This window comes from Chlorogloeopsis fritschii PCC 6912 (genome assembly GCF_000317285.1).
In the GTDB taxonomy this organism is placed as follows: Bacteria; Cyanobacteriota; Cyanobacteriia; order Cyanobacteriales; family Nostocaceae; genus Chlorogloeopsis; species Chlorogloeopsis fritschii.
In genome coordinates, this window is the sequence record NZ_AJLN01000015.1 from 79207 (window position 1) to 104680 (window position 25474).

The 25474-nt window shown below is 39.7% G+C and carries 20 protein-coding genes and 1 pseudogene; 16 read left to right on the plus strand and 5 right to left on the minus strand.

The annotated features are described in order from the left end of the window. Window positions 1-217 precede the first annotated feature (217 nt). Window positions 218-916 carry a hypothetical protein gene (locus tag UYC_RS0100565; protein ID WP_026087655.1) on the minus strand — a complete coding sequence of 233 codons (699 nt, stop codon included), beginning with the start codon at window positions 914-916 and terminating at the stop codon, window positions 218-220. 401 nt (window positions 917-1317) lie between these two features. On the opposite strand from UYC_RS0100565, the gene holA reads away from it, so the two are divergent. From holA to UYC_RS0100580, 3 genes are all read left to right on the plus strand, one after another. Beyond that, on the plus strand, window positions 1318-2271 hold the full coding sequence (gene holA, locus UYC_RS0100570) for a DNA polymerase III subunit delta (protein ID WP_016877445.1): 954 nt from the start codon (window positions 1318-1320) through the stop codon (window positions 2269-2271). Then, window positions 2268-3080 carry an AAA family ATPase gene (locus tag UYC_RS0100575; protein ID WP_016877446.1) on the plus strand — a complete coding sequence of 271 codons (813 nt, stop codon included), beginning with the start codon at window positions 2268-2270 and terminating at the stop codon, window positions 3078-3080. Before holA ends, UYC_RS0100575 begins: the two co-directional genes overlap by 4 nt. Before the next feature lie 72 nt (window positions 3081-3152). Beyond that, a complete protein-coding gene (locus UYC_RS0100580) occupies window positions 3153-3803 on the plus strand; it encodes a hypothetical protein (RefSeq protein ID WP_016877447.1) in 651 nt (216 codons plus the stop codon). A 91-nt stretch (window positions 3804-3894) separates the two neighbouring features. On the opposite strand, the gene UYC_RS0100585 is transcribed toward UYC_RS0100580, so the two are convergent. Then, the gene (locus UYC_RS0100585) at window positions 3895-4896 is read right to left on the minus strand and encodes a hypothetical protein (RefSeq protein ID WP_016877448.1); all 1002 of its coding nucleotides are present in this window, start codon (window positions 4894-4896) and stop codon (window positions 3895-3897) included. Window positions 4897-5065: 169 nt separating this feature from the next. Between UYC_RS0100585 and ssb the strand changes: the two genes are divergently transcribed. The 4 genes from ssb (at window position 5066) to UYC_RS0100605 (ending at window position 7856) form a co-directional block, all read left to right on the plus strand. Beyond that, a complete protein-coding gene (ssb, locus tag UYC_RS0100590) occupies window positions 5066-5449 on the plus strand; it encodes a single-stranded DNA-binding protein (protein ID WP_016877449.1) in 384 nt (127 codons plus the stop codon). Window positions 5450-5533: 84 nt separating this feature from the next. Then, window positions 5534-5950, plus strand: a complete 417-nt coding sequence (locus UYC_RS0100595; RefSeq protein ID WP_016877450.1) for a hypothetical protein — start codon at window positions 5534-5536, stop codon at window positions 5948-5950. Window positions 5951-6108: 158 nt separating this feature from the next. Further along, window positions 6109-6885 carry a ParA family protein gene (locus tag UYC_RS0100600; protein WP_016877451.1) on the plus strand — a complete coding sequence of 259 codons (777 nt, stop codon included), beginning with the start codon at window positions 6109-6111 and terminating at the stop codon, window positions 6883-6885. Window positions 6886-6887: 2 nt separating this feature from the next. Beyond that, a complete protein-coding gene (locus tag UYC_RS0100605) occupies window positions 6888-7856 on the plus strand; it encodes a ParB/RepB/Spo0J family partition protein (RefSeq protein ID WP_016879191.1) in 969 nt (322 codons plus the stop codon). Window positions 7857-7926: 70 nt separating this feature from the next. Here the strand turns inward: UYC_RS0100605 and UYC_RS0100610 are convergent, their stop codons facing one another. Further along, the gene (locus UYC_RS0100610) at window positions 7927-8388 is read right to left on the minus strand and encodes a tetratricopeptide repeat protein (RefSeq protein WP_016877453.1); all 462 of its coding nucleotides are present in this window, start codon (window positions 8386-8388) and stop codon (window positions 7927-7929) included. 510 nt (window positions 8389-8898) lie between these two features. Between UYC_RS0100610 and UYC_RS0100615 the strand changes: the two genes are divergently transcribed. Beyond that, a complete protein-coding gene (locus UYC_RS0100615; protein WP_016877454.1) occupies window positions 8899-9225 on the plus strand; it encodes a single-stranded DNA-binding protein in 327 nt (108 codons plus the stop codon). Between the two features lie 156 nt (window positions 9226-9381). Then, a complete protein-coding gene (locus UYC_RS0100620) occupies window positions 9382-9576 on the plus strand; it encodes a hypothetical protein (RefSeq protein ID WP_016877456.1) in 195 nt (64 codons plus the stop codon). 364 nt (window positions 9577-9940) lie between these two features. Here the strand turns inward: UYC_RS0100620 and UYC_RS0100625 are convergent, their stop codons facing one another. Continuing rightward, window positions 9941-11197 (minus strand): ParM/StbA family protein, encoded by a 1257-nt coding sequence (locus UYC_RS0100625; protein WP_016877458.1) that lies wholly within the window; start codon window positions 11195-11197, stop codon window positions 9941-9943. Window positions 11198-11400: 203 nt separating this feature from the next. On the opposite strand from UYC_RS0100625, the gene UYC_RS0100630 reads away from it, so the two are divergent. The 3 genes from UYC_RS0100630 (at window position 11401) to UYC_RS0100640 (ending at window position 12884) form a co-directional block, all read left to right on the plus strand. Next, entirely contained in the window at window positions 11401-11841 is a 441-nt protein-coding gene (locus UYC_RS0100630) for a hypothetical protein (protein WP_016877459.1), read from the plus strand. Between the two features lie 169 nt (window positions 11842-12010). Beyond that, entirely contained in the window at window positions 12011-12256 is a 246-nt protein-coding gene (locus tag UYC_RS0100635; RefSeq protein ID WP_016877460.1) for a hypothetical protein, read from the plus strand. 343 nt (window positions 12257-12599) lie between these two features. Further along, window positions 12600-12884, plus strand: coding sequence for a hypothetical protein (locus UYC_RS0100640; RefSeq protein WP_016877461.1), 285 nt, complete (start codon window positions 12600-12602; stop codon window positions 12882-12884). A 44-nt stretch (window positions 12885-12928) separates the two neighbouring features. On the opposite strand, the gene UYC_RS0100645 is transcribed toward UYC_RS0100640, so the two are convergent. Beyond that, on the minus strand, window positions 12929-13429 hold the full coding sequence (locus UYC_RS0100645; protein ID WP_016879192.1) for a hypothetical protein: 501 nt from the start codon (window positions 13427-13429) through the stop codon (window positions 12929-12931). A gap of 369 nt (window positions 13430-13798) precedes the next feature. Between UYC_RS0100645 and UYC_RS40280 the strand changes: the two are divergent. The 4 genes and pseudogenes from UYC_RS40280 to UYC_RS0100660 all read left to right on the plus strand — a co-directional run. Continuing rightward, window positions 13799-13984 (plus strand): annotated as a pseudogene (locus UYC_RS40280) (hypothetical protein); the annotation flags it as partial. Between the two features lie 476 nt (window positions 13985-14460). After that, window positions 14461-14796 carry a plasmid mobilization protein gene (locus UYC_RS0100650; RefSeq protein WP_016877462.1) on the plus strand — a complete coding sequence of 112 codons (336 nt, stop codon included), beginning with the start codon at window positions 14461-14463 and terminating at the stop codon, window positions 14794-14796. A gap of 440 nt (window positions 14797-15236) precedes the next feature. Continuing rightward, on the plus strand, window positions 15237-16484 hold the full coding sequence (locus UYC_RS0100655) for a relaxase/mobilization nuclease domain-containing protein (protein ID WP_235083040.1): 1248 nt from the start codon (window positions 15237-15239) through the stop codon (window positions 16482-16484). A 293-nt stretch (window positions 16485-16777) separates the two neighbouring features. Continuing rightward, complete coding sequence (locus UYC_RS0100660; RefSeq protein WP_016879193.1) at window positions 16778-25471, plus strand: YpsA SLOG family protein; 8694 nt, start codon at window positions 16778-16780, stop codon at window positions 25469-25471. Window positions 25472-25474 lie beyond the last annotated feature (3 nt).

Here is a 25474-nt window from a genome sequence, read left to right on the forward strand (position 1 = left end):
TCTTCTCCAGACGCTTCATCACAGTCAGCATCAACAACGAAAGAACGGCACTAACCGTTTATCCAATTTTTGGGCTTTACAGCCGGGCAATTTTCTCAAAAACTTTATTTTTTCCTTACTCTGAAGATAGACACATAAAATCAAGGTTTTTAGGCTCTAAAACTCAAAACTTGATTTTCAAAATATGAGAAGGTATATTTTCCGTTTCTGCTGCTTCTTAGTCGATAGGTAAAATTTCTTCGGTGTCGATAACTTCCAGCGTGGCAGTAGGACTGTTAATGGTTGCTGTTAGTTCGAGAATCCGTGTTACTTCTTCAAGTAGCGCAGTGGCATTGTTTAGAAGTGTTCGCACCTGGGTTAGGTTGTTACGGCGTTCAATACCCAGTTGTGCTTCTATACACCGCGCATCATCTTCATGGCTGACGTGAATTACCCTTACTTGTTGTTCCCTCTCGGATGGTGCAAACACTGCCCGTTCGGCTGTGAGCTTGTAGTACGAGTATGTACCACTGGGGCGCTTGACATTATATACATGCAATTCGCACCCTGGTGGAGCGATATATTGACCGTCAAAGTTGGTAGTAAGAGTACGAATAGTATCTAATTGCGTGGCGATTGTTTCGATGGAGGGGGTAACACCTAACGACTCTAGTGATTGTGGACAACCGCGTCTCATTAGCATCAGGATCGCGGCAGAATGGCGAGTAAGGCGAATCCTTTCCTGAGTACGTCGCAGTTGTTCAGTATACTCGCGCTCTCGTTCTTCTTGGATGCGAATAAGTTCAAGTTCTTCTTCAGGGTTGAGTTGAACTGCACTCCCACAGGTTTTGTAATTCAAGCAGTTACCAGGGTCGATACCAGGACATTGCATCATACTGGCGCAGTCAAATCCGAGTCCGCATTTTTTCTTGGGCATGAGACTCTCTTGTTCTAGCTATTTTTATAATTATATATAGCTAGAACAAAAGAGTACGTGTATAGGTGAGATTAATGATGTTCGGATCTTCGCGCCAACTGAGGATATTGAAATGCTACTAGAGCGAGGGTGCAACCTGTCAAAAATTCCCTACCATAGAGAATTGTAGCGTGTTGAACTAAGTGTGCGCCTTGGTTGCTCGGTAGGGATAATTGGGGTAATTGTCCTCTTAAATACCTTAATCATGGAGTATAAATAAGTCCATTTAAACAATTTGGCTGCCCCTATTTTTTACTTGAAATTTAAAACCAAGATAAATATTATTAGCTATCGCTAAATTGATTTATCACTACTTACTGGCTAACGCAATCTCCATAACGAAATTCACATGTATATTGCCCATGCCAGTAAAATTAATTTATGGGGAAGATACCTATTCAATATCAAAAAGGGTAGAACAATTAATCGAAGATATTACTACTCAAGAATGGGAGATATTCAACTATATCCAAGTTGATTGTAAAACGGCAGCAATACCCCAGATAATAACAGAGGTAATGACAATTCCTTTGGGGGAGGGAGGAAAGATTGTCCATATTACAGATGGGACAATATTCAATAAATACTCGGATGAAGTAATTTCTTCTCTCGAAGAAAATCTTTCCAAAATACCCAAACAAAACCTACTTTTAATTACCTCAAAAAACAAACCAGATGGCAGAAGTAAAGCCGTTAAAATACTACTCCAGTACGCAGAGGTTGAAGCATTTCCCCCGATCACCAGTTGGGATAAACAAGGAATAGAAAAACTAATTCAAACAGCAGTAAAAACCTATTCCCTAGAACTTACTCCCACTGCCACAAGCTATCTTGTAGAGGCAATTGGCAACAATACTACACGGCTTGATAGAGAACTCGCCAAGCTTGCTATCTACGCTCAAGGAGAAAAACTAAGGTTAGAAGATGTACAAGCCCTAGTTAGCAACAACAATACTAACTGTACCGAACTTGCCCACGCCATCAAAAATGGTAAAGCAGATGCAGCAGCGCAAATACTCCACCGCCTGGTGGGTAACAACGAACACCCTCTCAAAATCATCGCCACTCTCATAGCTTATTTCCGTACCTGGCTTGTTACCAAAACAGGGGTAGAAGGAAAACTGCCCGATAACAAAATCTCAACACTTGCTGAACTAACCAACCCCAAAAGGCTGTATTTCCTCAAAAAGGAAGTCGAAACCGTAAGTGCTGCCAAACTTAAACAAAGCCTAGTAGCACTTATTCAAGTTGAGGGCGAACTCAAAACTGGAATTGATAACTTTACTCCTAGCATCATCAAAACCTGCAATCTATGAATAATTTATTCACTGAAATTATCGGGCAGCATACCGCAAAACTTATTTTGAGTAGTGCGATCGCAAGCGGTAAGACTGCACCAGCCTACCTATTTACTAGTACTACCGAGGGAGTAGGTAAAACTAAAACTGCTCTTGTGTTTGCCTCCTATATCTCGGCATCCACAGACTTGTTGCAAATACATCCCCAAGGAGATAATTCCAGGATTGGTGTAGAACAGGTACGGGAAATCATCACCTTCGTTTCAACCTCCCCAATCGAGGGTGAGCGAAAAGTTGTAATTGTACATGAGTGCGATAGCATCACACCCGCCGCCGCCAATGCCTTGCTCAAAACTTTAGAAGAACCGGGAAAGAGCGTATTTATCCTTATCACATCCCGACCTCAAAATATACTAGCTACTATTAAAAGTAGGTGTCAAATAGTACCTTTTAGTCAACTATTTACTGATGAAGTAAAAACTATCTTGGAGAGCCAGAAAATCAGCCTGCATCAGGACATACTCAAAGTTTGTTTTGGAAGCCCTGGTCATGCGATCGCATTCCACAAGCTGTTAAATTCCATACCTGAAAGCATACTCGACAAGCTGCAAGTACCTCCACTAGACATAATAACAGCCCTGGAGGTAAGTAATTGGATAAGCAAGCAGGATAAACAAACTCAAGCTTTATTACTTACCTACTTGCAGACAAGCTGGTGGAAAAAGACCAAAAATACAGGAAGCCTTGTCAAATTCAATCAAGCAAGAAAGCAGCTTTGCTTTTTAGTGTCACCTAGAAATATCTGGGATACGTTACTCATGCCCTAAAAAAATACTGCTACACATAATAAGCCGTCAGTTAATTACTACTAACTGGCGGCTTTTTATATGGAGGTTAAAATGCAACAACAAACCCTTTCTGATATTGCACAAACCATCAAAAATAGTAAGTCGAAAGGAGAGAAAATACTAACTCCTAACCTTCAAAAAATGCTCAAAGTTTTAGCCAGTATGGGGATGGATAGAAAGGTATTCGCCTGTTTATTAGAAATAGCGGAAGTTGATGTGCAGCTAGTAAAGTATTTAGCTGGCCCAATAATTACTGGTGGACGAGAATGGAGGGATGCTATTCCCACTTGGGTATGGCAAGCAATAGCAATCGACAGATTAGATACAATCCTTGAAGAAGTAGATAAAGGAGAAACGGGTAAACTTGCTACGCCAAGTGAAGTGCTTGCTGTAATGATGCCAATCACATTTGAAGTTCCGCTATCTTGGGAGTGGAATAATGTATATCTTTGGGCAAGTCATACCACCCTTATCAAGCACAAACCATTCCCAAATTATGATTACGAAAATTTATGGAAAATCATTGGTACAACCCCTATTGATTATAAACAAATCCAACACGATTATGAGACTCTCGCCAGCGATATCCGCACTCGTGTCATCAAAAATGTAAGTAGTGAGTGGGGTAAAAGGCTCAAACAAAAACCACACAAAAAGGTAAATACCTTAAAAGAAATCAACGCACAATTATCACTTTTTTAAATAGCAACTACTGGGTAGGCAGCGATAGCTGTGAAACCATGAATGAATAAGTGAAATCAGAATTATTTTTATCATCCTGATTTTTCTTTATTTATAATTCCGCAGCATCTTTCTTACCTCGGTTGTAGAAAGGCATCAAACTAGAAAAAGCCTTACACAAAAACCAATTTTTGCCCTCAGCCCATTCCTCAATCCCTGAAGCAGTAATGAAATAACCAATTCTATAAGTAGCAATCGCCAAATTTGATTGAAAAGTAACAGTAGAGCGAATAGTAACTGGAATAGACATTATCTCATCCAACCGACTTGCATTATATTCTTTACCTACAAATAAGTAATAAACAACCCTTTGAACTAATCTTGATACCAGTTCTGAACGGTCAGTGCATTTTTCAATATAAGGTTTGCATTGGAAATAATCAGCAGGCAAACGTTGGTATTTTCTATCAAACTCTTCCCTTTCAATTTCATCTAAATCATCATATTCATTATCAACTTCATCATCAATATCGCTAGTGTCCATAATAAATTCACCCAAAGCCGCCAGTTTAAAGCTAAGGTAATTTAGCAACATTCCCCACTTTAAGCTATCTTTTTCTTCAATACCAGTAAAATATATTTCATCACCAAACTTAAGGTTATCGCCAAATTGATGCTTATCTAAAATCTCAAAACTTTCGTATACTAATCTACGAGCAAAATATTGATCGCTGGAGTTGACAAATATCCCCTTCAATTCTGCATCTATAAGATGCATCGCAATCACTACAAGTGCGTAAAAAGAAGCATCATATAAACAATTGACGTGAGGGATAATATAATGACTCAAACGGAGTAAAATCATCTCATCCCAAGCACCAATTCGAGCAGTATTAGATACCTTCCTAAAATGTTCAACATCGGGGGTAGCAAAAGACCTATCTTGCCATTCAGAATTATCTACAAGCAAGGGTGATGAATAATCAACAGGGAGATTTCTTTGTTGGTTTTCATCATCCTGCATCCACATTAGCGCCAGTAAAACCAACTTGCACTCTACCAACCTTACTTGAAGAGGTCGCATCAAGTCTATTTCTAATTTGAATGTTTCCATAACTGATAAAAATTCGATACATATATACTTCCCGTAGCCACAAATTTTATACCCATAGATAAACAAAATCCTAGACAAATTATGGGTAGCCCTACCCAGTTACCAACAACCACAGACTAACAGGTGCTTACGCAAATAGGGATTTGAAGTATTAGAAAATTAAAATCCTATGAGCGAGTATCTCAATCGCATCACATTAGTTGGTAGGGCAGGACAAGAACCGGAAGTCCGCTACTTCGAGAGTGGGGCTGTCAAAGCATCTATTTCAGTTGCAGTGCGGCCTCCCTATAAAAGTGAAACTCCACTTTGGTTTGACCTTACCGCCTGGGGAGCAACCGCAGAGGTAATTGCAAATTATGTCAAAAAGGGAACCCAAATTGCTGTATTAGGCGAATTTAGCTTCGATAGGTGGACGGATAAAAATTCAGGAACTATGAGGTCTAAACCTGTAGTAACTGTCCAAAAAATCGAACTGTTAAGCTCTCCTCGCAGTGAAGATAAATCTTCCTTAGAAGACAAACAAACTGCGAACATAGCTAACGCAAATTTCTAAAAGAATTTTGCATTCAAAAATAGCCCTTAGTAGAAAGTTCTTGCTTGGGGGCATTGTTCGATTAGTAAATAGGAACACTATAAAATGATAGAAACCAATTTGACATTAACAATCGAAAATATTAATGAGACCCATGACAGAGAAGGTTCACTCATTTGTCATGGGGTAGCTAGTTTTAGTTATCGGGGTAAAGACGGCATGGTAGTAGATGAAATCCCCTATCGTGCTAAAGGTACTCCTGCTGTAGATATAAAAGGGAGTGGGGAAAACTGCCAAGGGATAGCTAACGGGTACATCGATTTACAAATTAACGAACAGGAAAACTATAAAGAAAAAGTAGCTACCCTCGTAATTAGAGGATTTATCCCCACCGGAAAAACCCTCCAAGAATTAGCACATTTTGGAGCTACACAAGAAAAATCTCCTGATTTCGCACAAGATCTGGAGGAGAATATTTCCAGTGAAAATAACAATAATCTAGGTGATGAACCTCCTTTTTAAAGTGGATACTAATATGAATACTTAAGTATCCACTTTAAGAATTAAGAATAATGTCATTATGAGTCGGTATAGAGACTCATATTGGCATTATTTTTTTACTCTTTATTAAGAAGACTTTGATAGAATCACTTCAAATGAGTTAAAAAACACCCTTGAAAATGCCAAAAAAGAACACTAAAATAATTGCCGCATTCAACCAGTCTGGTGGAGCTGGTAAGACTACCACAGTTCATAATATTGGGTATCATCTTGCTCAAAAACACCGAGTCTTGCTTATAGATATGGACCCACAAGCAAGTCTGACAACCTTTATGGGAATAGAACCCAAGGAGCTAAAAGATGAGCAGACAATATATGCTGCTATCACCGAACGCGGGCCGCTATACATTTGGCACGAACCTATCCATAATATGTATCTTGTACCCAGCAATAATGCTCTAACCGGAGCTGAAATCGAACTAGGACGCGATATCACAACTGACGCTCGACAAAAACTCAAGTTTGCACTTGAACCAATAGTCGGCGAATATGATTACATCTTAATTGATTGCCCTCCCTCACTGGGATATCTAAGCATTATGAGTGTAATGGCAGCTACCCACATCCTGATACCAGTACAGACAGAATATAAGTGCTATGCTGCTACAGAACAATTGCTAACAACAATTGCCCGTCTTAAGAAAGGAGGACATAAAGATTTACAAATCGCAGCTTTTATCCCAACCCAATATGACAAACGCACCCTTCAACAATCAGGTATCCTCGAAGCCATTAAAAAACAAATCGAAGGACGGGCGCACATAACTACACCCATTCCCAATTCGATAGACTTTCCAAGTGCATCACAAGCACATCTCCCGCTTGCTCTGTGGAAGAAAAATCACCCAGCAGTTAGTATCTTAGAAGAAATCGCAAATTACCTTATAAAACTATAAATATGACTAAACAAGTTGAACTCAAAGCATACGATAAAAACGCACTCGATGATTTATTTAGTGGCGCTAGCCAAGAAGATTCAGACAACAAAAACACTACTACCCTCCCAATAGATTCAATTATCCTTCCCCCATCACAACCCCGTCGGTACTTTGATCCGCAAAAAATTCAATCTCTTGCAGAAAATATTAAAGAAAATGGGTTGCTTTCCCCTATTGTAGTTAGATCCACAAGTAGTAACGAATTTGAACTAGTTGCTGGTGAACGTCGCCTGCGAGCAAGCAAACTAGCCGGACTAGAAAAAATTCCCGTCAATATAATCGACTGCGATGAGAATGCTGCTGTTCGCATCCGCTTGGTCGAAAACCTCCAACGCGAAGACCTCAACGCTTATGAGGAAACCATTGGCATTCTCGAACTACTCGCAGCTATTTTGAATCTTGACCAAAAGAATATAGTTTATTTTCTAAACAGAATGCTAGATGAGGAAAAAAATAAAGTTCCCCAAAACGTTTTGGGGAGCGATGAAAGTCTTACCATACAAGACTTGTTCTCTAAATTTGGCAAAATTACCTGGCAGTCGTTTGTCACAACACGCCTACCTTTACTTAAACTACCAAGCGATATCCAGGATGTCCTCATAAGAGGGCAGTTAGAATATACCAAAGCCCATGCGATCGCACGGGTAAAGAATGAACAAGCGAGGGAGAAAATAATAAAGCAGGCGATTGATGAAGGATTGTCACTATCGCAGATAAAAGAGATAGTAGAGGATGTTCTAGAAGCAGGTAAAACAGATAAAGAAGAAACCCCTTTTCAACAGCTAGCATCAAGAGGAAAAAATGTACAAGGACTATTAAAAAAACACAGGAAACTTCTAGAAAATGACAAAAAGATAACAAATAAAATCAATCGTCTGTTAGCACAGATAGAAGAACTATTTCCATCTGAAACAGAGAACCTAAAATAAAGAAGCAAGGGAGATAATAATCATCCCTCCTTTAGCTTAAAACATACAAAAAGCATCCTAATTTCCCTACTTATCTAGCTTTGTATTTCTCTTTAATACTTTTAATCGTACTCTCAGTTAGCTCAACGTCTTGAACTTTCCCTTGAGATTGATAGAGGTTCTTCGCTTTTTGTAAATCGAATATACTCGCTTTGTACTTATTGAGACAATCTTGAACTAGTCCCCTTACTGCGTAACCTTGAGCGTTATTTGGATCGAGTTTCAATCCCTGGTTAAGGTAAGATAACGCTTTTGTACATACTTCACTTCTATTACCATCAATATCAACGCCGAACAACTTATTAGCTAAAATTTTTTCACTATAATCCACAAAGTCTTGTGCTGTTATAAGCTTAGGAGGTTCTTCAATTTTAGGTGAGCGGAAAAAGTAGGGTAAGCCAATCATTAACCCTAATATAGGCACTACAAGTATATATGTAATAGGGTTAAACAAAACAAAATAATGATGTATCTTTTGGTATTTATTGAACATGATAGTAAATATAATTCAAGGCTCTTAATGCAGTACTCATAAACTGAGTACTGCTATAAAAATAATCAAGTTGGAAACAGTACTATAAAAAATAAGCTGAAGCAAGATGATGGGCATTCATTAAACGCACATCTGAAATCACACTAACTAGCTCATAGGATATCATCCGTAGTGTAAAGAAACCTAGATAAACTAGCCCCAGCAATTTATCTTATCTAGTCGATGATTAACATTGCACGTACCACTTGTAAAGATATCAACAAAAATCATCTTTACCTAGATACGAAAATCCCACAACAAACGAAGATTCAATAATTACGTATAACTCTAGTTGGAGGATATTACAAATATATAATTAAGCAGGGTAAAATCAATCCACACCGGAGTTACAAGCAAAGATGCTGCAGTAGAGCCAAGTTTAAATAAAACCCTCCTAAAAAGAAAAACTGAATTGAACAGCCGCATTCGCGGAAGAAAAACGATTCAAGTTACAACATTTAGGAGATGTCCATGAATATCAACGTAGTAGTACTTTCCGGAACCATCGGTAACGCAAAATTATTCCAAATTGGCGAGCGCAAGGTTTGGGAAATTTCCCTTGGAGTTAACAAAAAGGGAGGCGAAACTTCCTGGATTCCAGTCAAGTTTTGGTGCGGTCAAAATTATAAACTTGAGTTTCGTAAAGGAATGCAAGTGAACGTATCGGGAAGCATTGAAACTAATGTATTTACTCCCAAAGGTAGCGATGAGAAAGCAAAGCTTGTTTATGTAGAAGCTGAAGAGATCCAGGTTACGAACTGGGGCAAATCTACTGAAACTATCGAAGAAGCTGCGTAAGCCAAGATAACTTTATACGAAGTTCACTCTATAAAAGCGGACTGTAATCAACAAAAAATAAACGATTGTTCTGATTAGCGAACAGTCGTTTGTTTTTTCAACGGCTTTAGCCGAGTAAACACGAATAAAAAATAACTCTCAATAGGAGATATAATTATGGCTACCAAAACCAAAAAGCTTGCTCAAGTTAACGAATTTACAATGGGTATTTATATACTTCCATCTTATGAGGAGAGCAAGTTAAAGCAGGTTTATTATGCCTTGCAGGAGGTCTGCGGGGAATCTTGTGAAGCCAAAACTGGTAAGAAATGGAAGAAAGCCGAATGGGATGAGTTCAAGGCAAAGTTATAAGAAACTTTTGGGACAGTTGAACAGCCGAAATATTCAACTCAACAAATGATTCAGTTCTCCATCGACAAATTCAACAAGGGGCTTCTTGAACTACTAGAGGTCAACCGCAAAACTTGGCAGCGTAGAGAAAAATATCTTGCCAATCAACCAGAAGTTATTTAACTAAAAATTTTTAACAATCAAAAAACGGTCAGGAATAACATTCTGACTATTTATTTTTATACATCCAAGAGCGTTTGCTTAACCTTGCTAGAGAAACACTCTCTCAAAAATTCATCTAAAGAGAATAGTTGCAGAAATTTCTGCAACTACTGCTTTTTCTACTGCTCTATGTCCACTCTACTCCAATCCATGCTTGCAGAGGCTAAATCTTATCGCTCATTGTCAGAAACTCCTTGGGAATCTCACGGGGCGTGTAGTTAGGAACTTTCTTGGCAGAGCTATTAGCCTCTACTAAAGTATTGGCAGTACTAGTTGGTTTAACCGTAGGAGCATCAAACAAAGGTTGAGAGCGCTTGTAATTAGTCACCCTATCAAACTCCAACACCATATGCTCGTGCAGCGCAACGACATCCGCCATCCGATTGCCCATGCTGCCAGCTATATCTGGGATGGCGATACCCCCATGCCAAGATACCCTAGTATCTTCCTTCTGGAAGTAAGCATCAATTTCGTAGCGTATATAATCAGCAGTACCTCCACAAAATACCACCTCGCACACATCCTCTTCCATTTGCGATCGCAGCCACCTCACAATCGCCCTTTGGTATTCATCACGAGCAAGCAACAAAGCCTTGGACATTAACTGCCCATCAGCTTTTATCTCGTCGGCTTTACGCTTGCGCGAGAGTTTCTTTAACAGTTGGGGGTTACAATCAGCTCCCGCCTCAACCAACACTCCGACAATATTAGGATTATCCTGGCTCAATCCTGATACCTTGGAAACAAAATTGTTCACCAGCCATGACATCCCCAAGTCGCAAGTTATCCCTCGACTGGGAACGCCACCCATAACAAGAAATACACTCGCATTGCGATAACCCAACATCACATACAACGAGTTAGGTGTATTCCCATCAAGCACTCTCCGGCGATGGAAAAATACCCCACTACCCTCAGAAGCTACTTCATAGCGGATCATCTTCACCCGCATCCTACCTGCTGGTGTCTCAAACCCCCTAAATACTTCCCGCAAGCGAGTTTCTAACTGCTCCTTATCGCGCACTTCTCCTGGCGGTAGCAAAATATTTAGATACAGCGCAACATCATTATGCAGGTTCAGTTTCTCCTTCACAAGCCAAATCATCGCACATACTTTGGGTATAGCCAGTTCATACTTTAGTTCTCTTAGTTGAGATATACCTTTAAACCGACGGCGGGCAAGTTCTCCCAGCACATAATACTCTCCCCCCACACCTACCCAAACGCGACTTTCGGGCAACCCTTCTGCATCTATACTCTCAACTGAAGCTTTGCTTACATCAGCCACTTCCGAATCCATCAGCAAAACTTGCGGCTTTCCTTCTGGATACTCCTGAGCGATCGCCTTAGTCTTGCTACCACCCATATCCAAAGTTAAAACTATCTTCTTAGGTTGAGATTTATCACTAGTTTTAGCCATATTTGTTATTTTTTATAAATGAGTGTGGTAACAACCAATTTAACCTACACGTACATCAGAGCAGGTTGGTTCACAAAAATTTCAATAACCACTAATTAAATTAAAAGTTTACATTAGGATAAATCACCACAATAGCAGCTGCTTCAATTACATGAAGCAAGCGAAGAATAAGTTATCATGCGGCACGAAATTAATAATACTAATTGGAAAGAATTACTGGAAACTCGCCTAGGAATTTAGGATGGACACTGTATAAATTAGCCAAAGAATATATAAAAGTTCTTGGAGAAGAAAACAGTCCAGCCTCAAGATATCATTCTGCCATAGGCAAATTGTTTGAAATGCCTGAAAAATCTAAAATTAAAACAGTGGAAAATGTTATCAAAGCACTTGGTGGAAAAATAATTATTGTATGGGATAACACGAAAAGAGAGAGCGTTGCAGATGGGCTAATTAAATTAAGAGAATGTACAACTAATCAAATAATTCAAGAGCTATCTAGACGCGTAATTGAAATTAGTCCTCCAGAATTAATTAAACTAAAATATCCAAACTGCCCTAGAAATAAGCTCAAAATTAGCTCACAAGATATAACGAGTTTATTAGACGACAAATCAGCAAGTAAAAAATACAAAGCTAATTAATATAACAATAGCAACAAAGGTAAATTCAAACTTCATGTTTGATGGAAAAGGTAATTTGTATTAATCAAGAAGTCCCTCTTTCTTAAAGGGATTTTTCTTTCACCCACACTACCTTTACAGCCGCATAACGCGAAGAAGGGGGTGAAAAATCCACGGAATAATTCACACTATGGCTGTCGTACTTACACTACCACAGGCCCAAATTCTTATCCATCAAGTAACAGGTGCAAAAACTGGTAGAGTCTATTTCCCTGCTATATTTGTGGCAGAAAACCAAGACTCTATAAAAACTTGGCTGAGTCAAGATGATATCTCTTTCGGCGAACGCGATATCAAATACTACTCTGATGGCTCGTTTCGCATCTATTTCAAATCATCTAATATTAAAAAACAAATTGGGAAGCTGTACAAATAATTCTTGCTACCAAGCCCTCTAATTAGAGGGTTTTTATTTTTATAACTCAATTCTCTCTACATCTATAACAGTCGAAGACAGCAGAACACGAACTTTCTTATTGATAGGAGAAATCCTCATGTTAAAACGTACAGCCAAACACAATCCTCGTTAGCTTACCGCCCTCTGAATAAATAAAGCATGACGAATTTATCAACCAAATCCAACACGCGATCGCTAAACATTGTAATTTGTAGAAACTAACCAGCAGCACTACTCAAACTAATAATCTCTTACTGTCTATGTTTATACAGTTGCTCTCGCATAACTCCTGTGATAACAACTTAATCGTAGGAGAAATCCCATGGCAATATTCTTTGATGGCGCAACTGATAACTTGGTCGCATCCGTTCTCAACTCAATCGAGTGGCGTATTCGTTACAACATACTTGAGGGTCGTTGTCCCGACAGTCCAGCTTTTCGACAAGTTATCCCTGGCGCAGTCTCTAACGGCATTCATCAACCAGAAGGTGCATTTGAAATTACTAGTAGTCCTATCTCTGGAAGTCAGAAAACTACCATCAGTTGGTATTCAGACGAGGGGACAATTCGCTTCCACATTATTGAGGTGACGCCGCCAAAAGAATAATCTCTCCTCATACGAACTCCACTCCCAAGTGGGGTTTAATTTTTTCAATCAACGTAAAATCCAGCATCCGCTACTATCTCTGCTTTAGCTATCGGGTCATCCTCATCCACATCGAAAAAGTTATCTTCACCTAACTCATCTTCTTGGGTAGGTGCAATAACAGAAGAAGAAGCATTAATACTATCATTTGGTTGCTGTTGTGTCTGTGTGGAAGTAGGAGGTACAACCCCAGCAAAAGATTGACCGACTATTGGGGTAACTAGTACCAACTGCGATATCTCCTCTAAGCCACAAGTGCGCTTAATCAATAATATCTGACTCTCCAATACCCCAATTGCCCAGATAGCAACTTTTCTTAACTCTTCACCTCTCACCCCAACTGAATGCATCGCCAGGGGCAACCAAAATGCCTTGAGGGTATGTACCACCGTCTCCACTAACCCCATCTCAATTGGGCTAGATGCCAAGTACTCAAACATCTTACCCGTAAGTGTGTTTACACTCCTTTTAATCTGCGGGATCACCGCAAATTCTTTCTCACCCATCCAAATTATCCAAACTCCAAACCATTAATTAAAAGATTGAGTTACAAAGTACGATGTCCTTACCGATAAAGGAAAAATTATCAGTAATAAAAAGTATTCATCTATACCTTAAACCTATACTGAGAAAATGTCATCTCCAACTATCCCACACTAGCCCCAAGCTAGCCTCCTACATAGTGCAAATATCCCTAGTACAAGAGTACTGTCGATGGGTATAGTATGGTTGCGCCTACTCCCACCATACTCTCGCATAACCACAGTATCCTCCATTCCCCAGAATGACATTCCCATACAGTACTGTTCTTCCACTAAGACCACTAAGACAAGGTATGTCTGATAGGGTTACTCAAAAAATAGCTTTCTAATTCAACTGATAATATTCTTTCCAACAACCAATTTATCGACAACTATAAAAGAGCGATCGCATTATCCGCACAACACAAATACAACATAGTGTCAGATTTAATCCCAGAGTTTGTAATACAATTGTCATATAAAGGCTATTTTTATCAATTCTGCTATCTGAATTATTATTCTCTCAGTAAAGTATATTAGCAGTAGGGTAAACAAAATTATTACTTTGATGTAAGCAATTTTGCATAATGGATAGTGGCGATCGCACTCTACTGAATTTGAGATATAAACCTTATATTTTCTACATTCCAGCCAGCAGTGTTACTATTATCGGTTAATCAAGTGTTGTATTGCTTATAACATTCAGGTTGAGAAATTTTCCTTATCCAACTCTAAACTAACAAAGTCAGACTATATATCGCTACTTATGCATTAAGTATAATAACGTAGATTTTCTAGAGCGATCATATCTAACATTTGCTGCCGACACTTTATTGCAGCATTATCACAGTCGTCATATACAATCATATCGGTTATACCAAAAGTAACAGAATTATTCTCAGTAATCGAGACAGACCTCCAGATAATTTTGATTTTGTCGCTTAAATTTTGAATTGATAGGACAAGGTATGCCCAATAGGGTCATTCAAGAATAGAATTTTAAATTAATTTACTAAATGGAAATTACAAACAATCTTACAAAGAGAACCAAATCTATCAAGGTGTACCTGTTTGAGAATGAGAAAGCTACCATTGAAGAGAAAGCTGCTGCTACGGGAGTAACCGCCTCTGAGTACTTGCGCTCCTGTGGGTTGAAACGGGTACTGGCAACTAAACCATCTGCTGATGTAGTAACTATTCGTAGCGCCGCAGGTATGGCTAAAAGCGAACTGATGATGCTATTACATCTGGTAAAAGAAACAGGTCATCCCCAACTAGCCCAACCAGTCGAGAAGGCGATCGCCCAAGTGGATAAAACTATCGCGGTTGCATTCAACATGCCACTAGACTAGCTCAAAATCAGAAGACAGCCTTATTCTGGAAGGTAACTCAAGCGTTATACTTCTAGGAACCTTAGAATCGAATAGATAATCAGGCACAGTAATCACAGAATATCAATGGATAAACACTTAGACACAAAGGAAGTTTTTGTTAAGGCTCACGTTCGCATTATCAAGCAACGAGTTTATCGCTTCGTCTGTAAACAGTGTAACCAAGTAGTGGAACGGGTATGCTATCCCTCGCATCCCCTTTATTGCTCTAGGTGCAAACCGTCGAAGCCTCCAAAGCAGAAACCTGAACCCGTGTTGATTAAATCTAAGAAGAAACTAAAAACAAAACAGACGGTCTCTGTTAATAATGACCGAGGAGTTGCAGCACGTTAGTATACAGATGCGATGAGGAAAACTATACATACAGCATTAGCCAACCGACATCAAGCGTAATTAATAAAGTGATACCCGTCATCTACAAAAAAGCCGGCTTCCTCGATACTTTAGAATACGTGTTGGGAAAAGAGAGTACTGTAATTATAGATACTAACATGACGGGAAAAACTCCAGCAGAATTTAACAGACAGTTTCTCACAACCAAATACATTCATAAGGCTGTCAAGCGGCGATGTGCTCACTTAATTATTGCGATCGCACACCGTGAAGGTTATCACGAGCATTTATCCGATAGTCAGTATAACTATGTGGCAAGAGAATATCTAACAGACATGGGATACTTGCCAAAGGAACAAACAAACCTTCCGCCTTCCCAGTACGTCGTTGTTCGCCATCACGACCGCGATCACGAACACTTACATATAATAGCTTCCCGTATTAGGTTAGATGGCAGTTTGGTTGATGATTCCTACGACTATTTCAACTGTCAGGTATCAACCAGACGCATCGCAGCAGAACTGGGATTGGAGGTTACACCTACAACTTCAGAGGCGATCACCTCTAGATTGAAACAAGAGTATGGAATTATTGCACCTATAAGTCCCAATCGCAGTAAAAGTATCAGACAAATCAATAGCAAGCACAAAAACCCCACAAGTAAGGAGATTATTCGCTCGAAGATAGAAGAAGCCATTAAAGATAGCCCTACCGTCTCTACCTTTATTCAACGCCTAGAGGAGAACAATATTAGGGTATTACCGAAGATGCGGGGTTTGGAATTACTCGGCTTTACCTACATCCACAATAATATTAAAATTGCTGGTTATCAGGTATACAAACCCTACAGTTGGAACAAACTCCAGTCCGAGTACGGATTAACATATGATTACAAAAGGGATATAGCCGTACTCGAACAAGCTAAGACAAAGGCAATTAACTGCAGAGATAATATCACTTTACCAGAAGTAACAAGCGACTTAGAGAACCAGCTATCAGCAGAGAATAAATTTTGGGCAGAGAGTATATTACCAACCATCGGTAAAATTTGGGATCTGGCAAACCAAACAGGAAAAATCAAGTTAATGGATGGAGGAATTAAACTCTTAAAAGGAAAAAATTACAAAATTACTATCAAGGGTGAAGAATTAACTATCTCATCACTTCAAGATGATAGAGAAATAGCATCATACAACCTAGAAAAAAATACAGTATTAGCTGCCAATCCTATAGATGAAGATAAACAATACTGGGGAAAACTAACTCATAAACAATCAACATTTACTCAAAATAAAGATATAGAATTTTTGTCTTAATTATCCCTTACCACAGCATCATGCTTTATATTTAGACCAAGCTAATCCAATTTTACTCCGCTATAAACCTGAAATTAACCACTCAGATATTTCACTAAAGTTCAATATAAAAGCTAAGTCTATAAGTGGTAGATTATCTAAATATTAAATTGGAAACATAATTATTTAATTAATAAAAATTTAATAATGATACCATGTTAAATAAAGTAATTGTAATAATTATCCAATTCTAGTTGGATGTAACCTCAGTTTATAAAAAATAAAATCGAGTGGGAAAGCTTTCATACTTAGGCATGGTTATCGAGGCAAAACATTTCGACACTCGTCTAAATCAGTGGATTCATACCGATAACAATCCAAGCAATCCAGACTCCCTGTTGAAAGAGGAGTTGACAAATAGCCTACTAGAATACTTTTTCCCAAATGTGGAGTTCTCGTTTGGACATATGGACGAGAAAGCTACCGCAGACCAATTAAAAAATCACCCAGAAGGACACAAACTATTACTATCATCAAAAAGCCGACTATTATACGCCCCAGAGGAATGTCTTGAAACTATAAGCAAGTTATGTCCTGATAGCAAAGACAGGGGTGCTTATGGATCAATATTCCTCGGTTCGTGTAAAAATGCGATCGCCACAGAATTAAATGTCCTCGTCGTGGATGATACTACCGGGGAAAATGGTGGCATTATCGACAATAACCAAGCCTACCACCTCACTGGGGACTGCTACGGACAAATCTCCACAGAGTTATACCACCAGCTAACCGGACACCAAGAAGGCAACCAGTACCGGGTTATCCAGCACCGCTTTGGTTGGACGGATAAAGATGGTGAAGATGGCAAATTTAGGTTTGGAAAGGGTACTGTACGCCCGGCTAACCTCGACCAGATCCTCAATTATCAAGATCCTAATAACCAAGCTAAAGTTGACCTGATTCTTCCCTTATCAGCTTTCAAGGGAACCGATAAAGATAACCCCAACGGGCCAAGCAAACCTCAAATAAAACCTGGGCTGTATCGCCAAAAAATCTGGCTGGGGGAAAAATCTCAGTCTGAGTTAGGTAAGACTGCTATCTCTCAAATGATTGCATCCTTTCCCAATGGGTTAAAGGATTTTGCTGAAACGGTAGAACTCGAAGCAGCAAAACTCAAAGAAGCGTTGGCTGACCCGCGCAAGATAGCCCAACTCTATTGCGAGAAATACGAAAAACGTAAAGCCTTCCTGGAACAACAAGCCGCCCAATTGGAGGAAGAAGCAACCATCAACCCAGAAGTAACCGAAGAATTTGAAAAGCTGCAAGAACGGTTAGCAACTGACACAAGCATTTACAAGCTCATCAAAAAAGACCTCGAAGGGTCGGGACAACTATTAGAAACTGAGAAAATCCAAAGAGAACTAGCTCGATTTGTCCAAGGCGAGTGGCAAGATATCTCCGTTGGAAAAACCCTCACTTTTGAGCGGGCGATGGTCATCCCGTCAAAAGACCTAAGAGATGGTGAAGTCTGCATTCCTCATTACCAAGATGGTGAGGAGGTACTCAATTTCCGCTCACCCTTCCTAAACTCTAATGGCCTGTGCGTCTCAACCAACAAAATAGTAGAAGATATCTTTGGCCCCGATGGCAAACCTCTTGCAGGTGTTATCGCCGTCTCGGATGAAACAAGCGATCGCATTTACAACCGCCTCAACAAACAACTTTTATCTATCCTCCCAAAAGCTCAAGGTAAAAATGTACAGTTGGAAGGTATTGAAAATTACTTAGATAAAAATATTGGTAAGCTCGAAACCAAAGACAAAATAGAGTTTATTAACAGGTTTAATGAGTATATTAAAGAACTTCAATCAGCTGGTTATGAGTTACAAATTCTTCCTCAAGAGTCCGAACAAGAGAGGCAGGCACGCGACTATGATGGTGATTATATAGGATTTGAGCAAGCAACCAAGTACCCCAACCTTACAGCAGAGGCTCTTGAGCGTAACCTACCCGAAAACGCTTACGAGCCAACTGTCAAACTCAAGAAACAGTCATTTTATCAGGAAGATGGTAGCCAGCCGGAGTTTGAAGAAATCGCCATCCACATGAGTGATGGCATTAGCGTCGGTATTATCAACAATCATCTTACGTCAATTGAAGCGTTAGAGTCAGAAATTACAATTCTAAAAAACTTTGGTAGCGAGAAAGACCAAATAGAGTACGTACAGCAAGTAGCTAAACACTACGAAGAATTATTCAAGACAGAAGCCTGGGCAAAATCCAAGGGTATCAAAGGTAAGGAAGTTCCTGATAAGTATCGCGGTTATATGGAAGAGTTTATCCAAACTGTTCGGCAAGAACCCCTAACCCAGGCAACTGCACTCTTTGCAATGGGCATCAACACCCGAATGTATCGGGAAATGATTGCAGCAGCAGCGTTTCAAAACCAAATTGCGGTTGACCTCTTCAAAAGTGCTAAAAATCCGGAAATAGAGATTATCCGCAACAACAGTCGGATTCTCCACCGGGAAGTCAACTATATTAGAGATAAGAAAAAAGATTTTTACCTCGACAGTACTATTAAACCAACAGGTAACTCGCCAGTTGAAATCCTTATCAGTAAGGTTAACCAGTACTTTGAGAAAGCACAACTAGAATCACGTGAACTAGCTCAATTTTCAAACCTATTCAAAGGAGTAGAATTTACATACGAACAACGCCTGCAAGCTAACCTTGCCAAAAGAGAATTTGATAGGGAGTTCAACAACGCTACACGTTACAGCCAGCGCAAAAAGGTAGAAAAAGGGCCATCAGCAAGTATCGATATAGGGCATGGTAAGAAACTTGATGTTACAAACCTCCTCAGATACGATCATCCTTTAATCTGGAACGCACAAAAAATTATCTTAAAAGTATCAGAAATACCAGCCGAAAAATGCTCTAAAGATAAGCCCCACAGATATCGAGTCTACGCTCAAATTAACGATGAAACTGAAAATAGTAAACCCAAGTTTAGAACGTTAGGAACTGTATTCAAAGAGCAAGAAGCCAAACTTCAAGAGTTGGGAATTATACCCAACCAAGAAATTACATCAACCAAGATATCCTTCCAACCTGAACTGAGTGAAGGACAAATTAAGTTGATGTACCAAAAAGCTTACCGAATAGCCGAAGATTTCTATAATTCGATTCCTGATGACCAAAAGCTAACAATGGCTGCTGCTACCTGGGCAGTATCAACAACTCGTGAAGCTTCTAATTCCAAAGGTCAAAGTGAAGTTGAACAAGAAGTGGAAAGACAAAAGAAAGTATCAAATTTTGTATTTGCTACCTTCATTGATGAAATTATTAAACAGGTAGATACACTTCAATTTACTGAATTTACCCTTACAGGTTATAACCGTACAAGTGAAATAATCAAGCCAGAAAACCAGGGTCAACTTCAAGAAATTAGATTTAATATTAGCGAACAAGTAGACAATAAAGGTAATACTGTCATTAAAGATGTCATCGAGATCAAAAACCCAGAAACAGGAGATTATGAAACCTTCGCTAACATCAACACCACCGATGGCAAGCTCCCCATCGGTACAACAGCAACTGGTATTATTGAAAAGGGTGAAGTATATACAGCCACGGTTACAGCAAAAATACTTGGACTACCCGAAGTAAGTTTCGAGGCAAAAGAATTACAAAAATTTCAATATAAAGACCAAAGGTTTAATGGCGAGCAAGTAAATTTAACCATGGTTCAAGGTAAACTTGAACGAGAAGATTATGTTATCACCTTTCAAAATGGTAGTAAAGAAGAGAAATTAGGTACTCTTTCTAAAGAATCAGTAAAGGTAGGAATAGAAGCAGGATGGCTGGCAGAAAAGCCCGGTCAGAAGGGACAGCAATTAAAGTTAAAAATTACCAGTATTACTACAGGTAAAAATGCATTTGCTATTGGAGAAACACCAGAAGGAAAGCTTGTAAGAATAGAAATAGATGATAAGTTTAAAGATAAAGAATTCAAAAGTCAAGAACTATTTATAAATATTAAGGCTTATGATAAACTCTGCTATTACACTGCTAAAATCGGCGATAAATCACTAGGAATTATCGGTCAATATAGCGAGCGGGTATATAAAGGAAAAAGTAAATACAATAAAACACCTAGCGTACCAGAACAGTTAATTAGAGCAGGTATAATTAATGAGAACAAAGTTCAAACAACCATACCTGTTGTTATCACAAGCAATGAAACTACCTGCAAATTAACTATTAACCCCGAATCAGTACAATATCCCAAAAACTGGATTAAACGTTATCAATTAATTGAACAACAAAAAGAAGTATCACCAGTAGAACAAAAAAATAGCCAATTATTTGATAAAATTACCGAACGTCCTACTCTTATGTTTCAGAGTCAAGAAGATAAATTAGTAGGATTAGTTGGGTTAGCTGTTGATAGTAAAAAAGCTGAAGTTACAAAAGAATTTATAGAAAGAGTAAGAATAAAATACGAGCAAGTTCCCAAATTAGAAAGCCGATTGGAAACCAAAAAAGGCATGACAGTATTCATGCTAGATGAAAGTACAATTCCTCCCGAAATAAAAGAACAATTTATAGAAAGAGTTGGCGGTATCAAGAGTAATGTTACTCCACCACTATCTGCTCCAATCATTCCAGAACAAACCATATATTTTAGCAACCCCAACCAGCAGTATACTCTAGAAAATAACTCACAAGTTACTAAAGAAGCGATTGGATTAGTAGTACCAGTTCAAGATGTTAATGCTGTCAACTATTGGTTAGAGTCTAAAGGAGCAAATAGTAATTACATTATTGAAGAAGATAGCAGTATAGCTATACTTATTCTTGAGAAAGATACAGTCAGTAGTGAATTGGAAGAAAATCTAAAAACTCTCTTAGGAGAAGCTATCAATATTGGTGAAGTAGATGGATTTGACCAATACGAACAATTAAGTAATGAGCTTAATCAAAAGGTAGAAGAACAAGGTAGCCTACTAGAAATAAGCTCTACACCACAACAAAGCGAGTACAAACAGGTACTTCAATCACTCCCGAATCGTCCCAAGTTATTAAGTCAGGAAGAGATACCCCTGCCAATTGCACCTGCAAAACCTGTTGGTATAGAAGAAAATAACACTCAAAATCTGCAATTAGTAGTAAATAAGCCATTCAATAACAATCTGGATAACCAAGCGACAACAAGCAATATAAGGAATGAAAGGAATGTGATCGCCAGCGCCAGCAATCCCAATTCTCCATTAACACAAAATACTCAAACCTGGACTGCCCAGTCTATTAGACAAGAATCTATTGAAGGCAAAGTTGCTGCACAACGAATTGTACTCCCTTCAACTCAAGAAGCAGACCATACTAAGCCCATCGAAATTATGGGTGTTATCGCGAGCGAAAAAGTCGAACAACTGCGATCGCATCTCGAAACCTACATCAAACCAGTACTTGAAACCGATAAATCAAACTATGCACCTGGTAGACAAGTAGCCTGGGTTGGTGCCAAATGGGACTTAAAAGACAAGGATTTCAAGAGCGGAGTACAAGACGACAAGTTAATGCAACTTGTGAAGCAGGTTTACCCCGATGCAGATATCGTGCTAGTGACTTACTCAGAGCAACCCGGCGCTGGCATTAATTACCACCGCGATGACTCATACGCCGCAACGGAAGCCCGCAGCATCAATATTGGTAACTCCGAGTGGGGATATCGCGCTGCCAAGGAGCAAATGGCATGGACTAGAGAAGAAAATAAAAACGCGACCTACCAAGAGTTTAAACTTGAATCTGGTACAGTAACACGGTTTAACTGCAAAAACGAACACGCCGCTATCAATACTGAAGCCAAGAGATGGTCTATCAACATCTGGTCAATTAAAAATGACCTCGGTAGGGAGAATAGTGTTCGCCAAAAGTTTGAAAATTTCCTCGCCTCAAACCAACCCCCTCGTGCAGTAATTAACAGTAACGATGACCTGACTATCAAGAGTAACGAATGGACACCTGGCGGCGAAATAAAAGTAGAGCGTAGCTATACTGACCTCAAAAATGCCACTCGAAACGCACCCCTTCCCAATACCCCAAAGCAACCAATCGTCGAAGAACTTATTGCCATTGGCAATCAAACCGCAGCACGCGCTCAAAATCCCCAGATTCCAGAAAATCCTACTATATCTGGTAAACCAGTACCAATGGTTTACTCGCTACACACGCACGGCGAACCTGACAAAGTACCAGTCAACACGACTATCGATGCCATGCGCGGGTACGGTAGAGTACACACCACCAGAGGTGTGGACTACCAAAAAACTTATGGTATCAAAGAGGGAGATATTGCGATCGCCCTTGGTAAGAATGGTGAACAGGTAGCATTCCGTGTGGGCAAACAATACGAAATTACCCCCCAAATGATTCAAAATCCAGCGTATACCAAAGCCTGGGCGAACTGGGAGAAACATTCAGTCAAAGAACTGACCCAAACCCAAGCGAGTAAAAGCAAAATATATGGGTTGTTCATGGAACCTCTGGGGGATTATGTCAACGACAAGATTGTTCCGTTCCCAACCGTCCAGAAGCAAACTGCAACACCTATTAATGTTAGTCCTGACTCCAACGATGGGCTAGGAGCAGCACTTGCCAACGCCACTGCACTAGCCAAAGAACAAGGGAAACTGCAAAACGACTACCAAGTTTCATTTAATAACAACCCAGAAGCAGCAGCTGGACGTTATGGAGTAGAAACCCATGTCCAAAAACCTGAAGGGCTAGCATACACATCTGCAGAACACGCATTTAACCACCAAAAGCAGTTGAATCCATCAGCCGATGAATACAAGCTAATGGTGGAAGTACTTCAGGCTAAACTCGAACAACACCCCCGGCTAATTGAGGCGATCGCCAAACGCGGGGGAGCCGAGTGGCTGGAAAACTGTACGGCAGTTGCTACAACGGGGGGCTTTGGGGCCCCCACGGAGTGGGGTTGGGGGGAAACACCCCTTACGGGTTCGGCAGTTCCTACAACGGGGGGAACCCCCGCAATGGACTGCCTCACCGCAACGCACTGCCTCACCAGTATAACTAGTGCCCAGGATAAACAGTGGGAGGGTAAGGGTAAAGAATCCGCATTTATCAGGGCGCTGTCGGAAGCTTATGCCAATGTTATCGAAAAATCTAATGTACAAACTGCAACACAATCAACCCAGGAAAGCATTGCTAGCACAGTTACACCAAAAGAAATACAACCAGAAGTAAATAAAATCGCCGAACCTGATAAAAAACCCAACACGGTTATTAGTGGTGGGCAGACAGGCGCTGATATGGGCGGTCTTATTGGTGCTGCATTATTAGGATTGCCCACCGGAGGTACAGCTGCTGCGGGATGGGTAACGGAAAACGGCGCAAATCCCAACCTTCAAAAGTACGGACTCATTGAGGGAGAAAAAGGGAGTACGGCTGTCGAAACATACAACAAGCGCACTATCGAAAATATTCGCAACTCTGATGGTACTGCAATCTTCGGCAATATCAACAGTCCTGGGAGTAAGTTTACAGTCAAAGTTGCACAAGATATGGGCAAACCCATACTGCATGTAACCACCGAAACTGCACTTAACGACAAGCCCACCGCCGCACGACAACTGCGTGATTTTGTTGAGAAAAACAACATTCAAACACTCAACATTGCAGGTAACCGGGAAAGCAAAGCCCCAGGGCTGCAAGCAGCGGTAGCCGAAATCGTACAAATAGGACTTGCCTATCAGAAAAACCAAGATAACAGTCAGGATGTACCTACCTCCCCTACTCCCGCTACCTCGCAATCCAAAACAATAGCCCCCGGCATTAACTTATCCTCCCGCAGTCCCGATCCTCTGGGAGGAGTGCTCACCAGCACCACGGTCAAGGCAAAACAAATCGGCACCACAGATAAGGAGTATCCGGTATCCTTCCGGGATAATAAAGCAATGCCGGCTGGAAACTACGGGCCGGAAACTTATACCGAATCGAAACTAGAGGGACAACCTTTCCTATCAGCAGAACAAACTTTTTATGCCTACAAGGAAACTCTGCCTCTAGGCGAACCAAGAGTACAGCTAATGGCAGAAATACTGCAAACAAGATTTGAACAATACCCCGAACTTATGGAAGCTGTAACCCAAAGGGGAGGTGTCGAATGGCTAAAACAGTGCAGCTATTTAGTATCCAGTGGGACAAAAAATTTCTGGGAAGGAAAGGGATTAGAATCAGCCTACATCCGCGCATTAACTCAAGGATATACCAAAGCACTAGAAAATATTAATTCACAGGTAGTAGAAAATCAATTAGCAGAAGCAATACAGCTTACTTCCAACCAAGCACCACAGCCAACGCCAAAGGAAACAGAACAAACAAGTTTCACTCTTAAAAATCAAACTCAGAGTCCGCAAACTCTAAATGCGGCTATTCAACAATCATTATCACTAACACCAGCTAATAGTCACACTAGCTCAATAGATAAGACTCTTAATACCATTAAACAAAGTACTATTCAAAACCTCCAGAATTGGTATGAAGCTGCCAAAAAATTAGGTAGAACAGAAAAATACATCAATCGAATTCAAGAAGTAACTAACCAGTATAAAACTGACAGCAGTTTCAATCTTGAAAAAGCTTTCAAAGCTATGTCACGTGATATTAGGGAACTACAGCAAATTAATGAAATTACAAAGCTTGCCCAAAAAGTTGCTAAAACCTTGGGTCAAGAAGATGTTAACGGTATAATGAGTGTTAAAACTGAAAGTTATAAAAATTATCAAATAGCAACTAAAGCACAAGAACAAACATATTTAATTAAAGACAAAGATAATAATGTGCTGTTATATATTCGAGAAAATAAAATCCAAGTAAATAATCTAAATGAAGAAGTTATAAACGACTTTAGGTTTATGTACTTCCGAATTGAAAATAGTCTCCAAGACGTTAAAAAAGAACTAATAGAGAGGTAAATA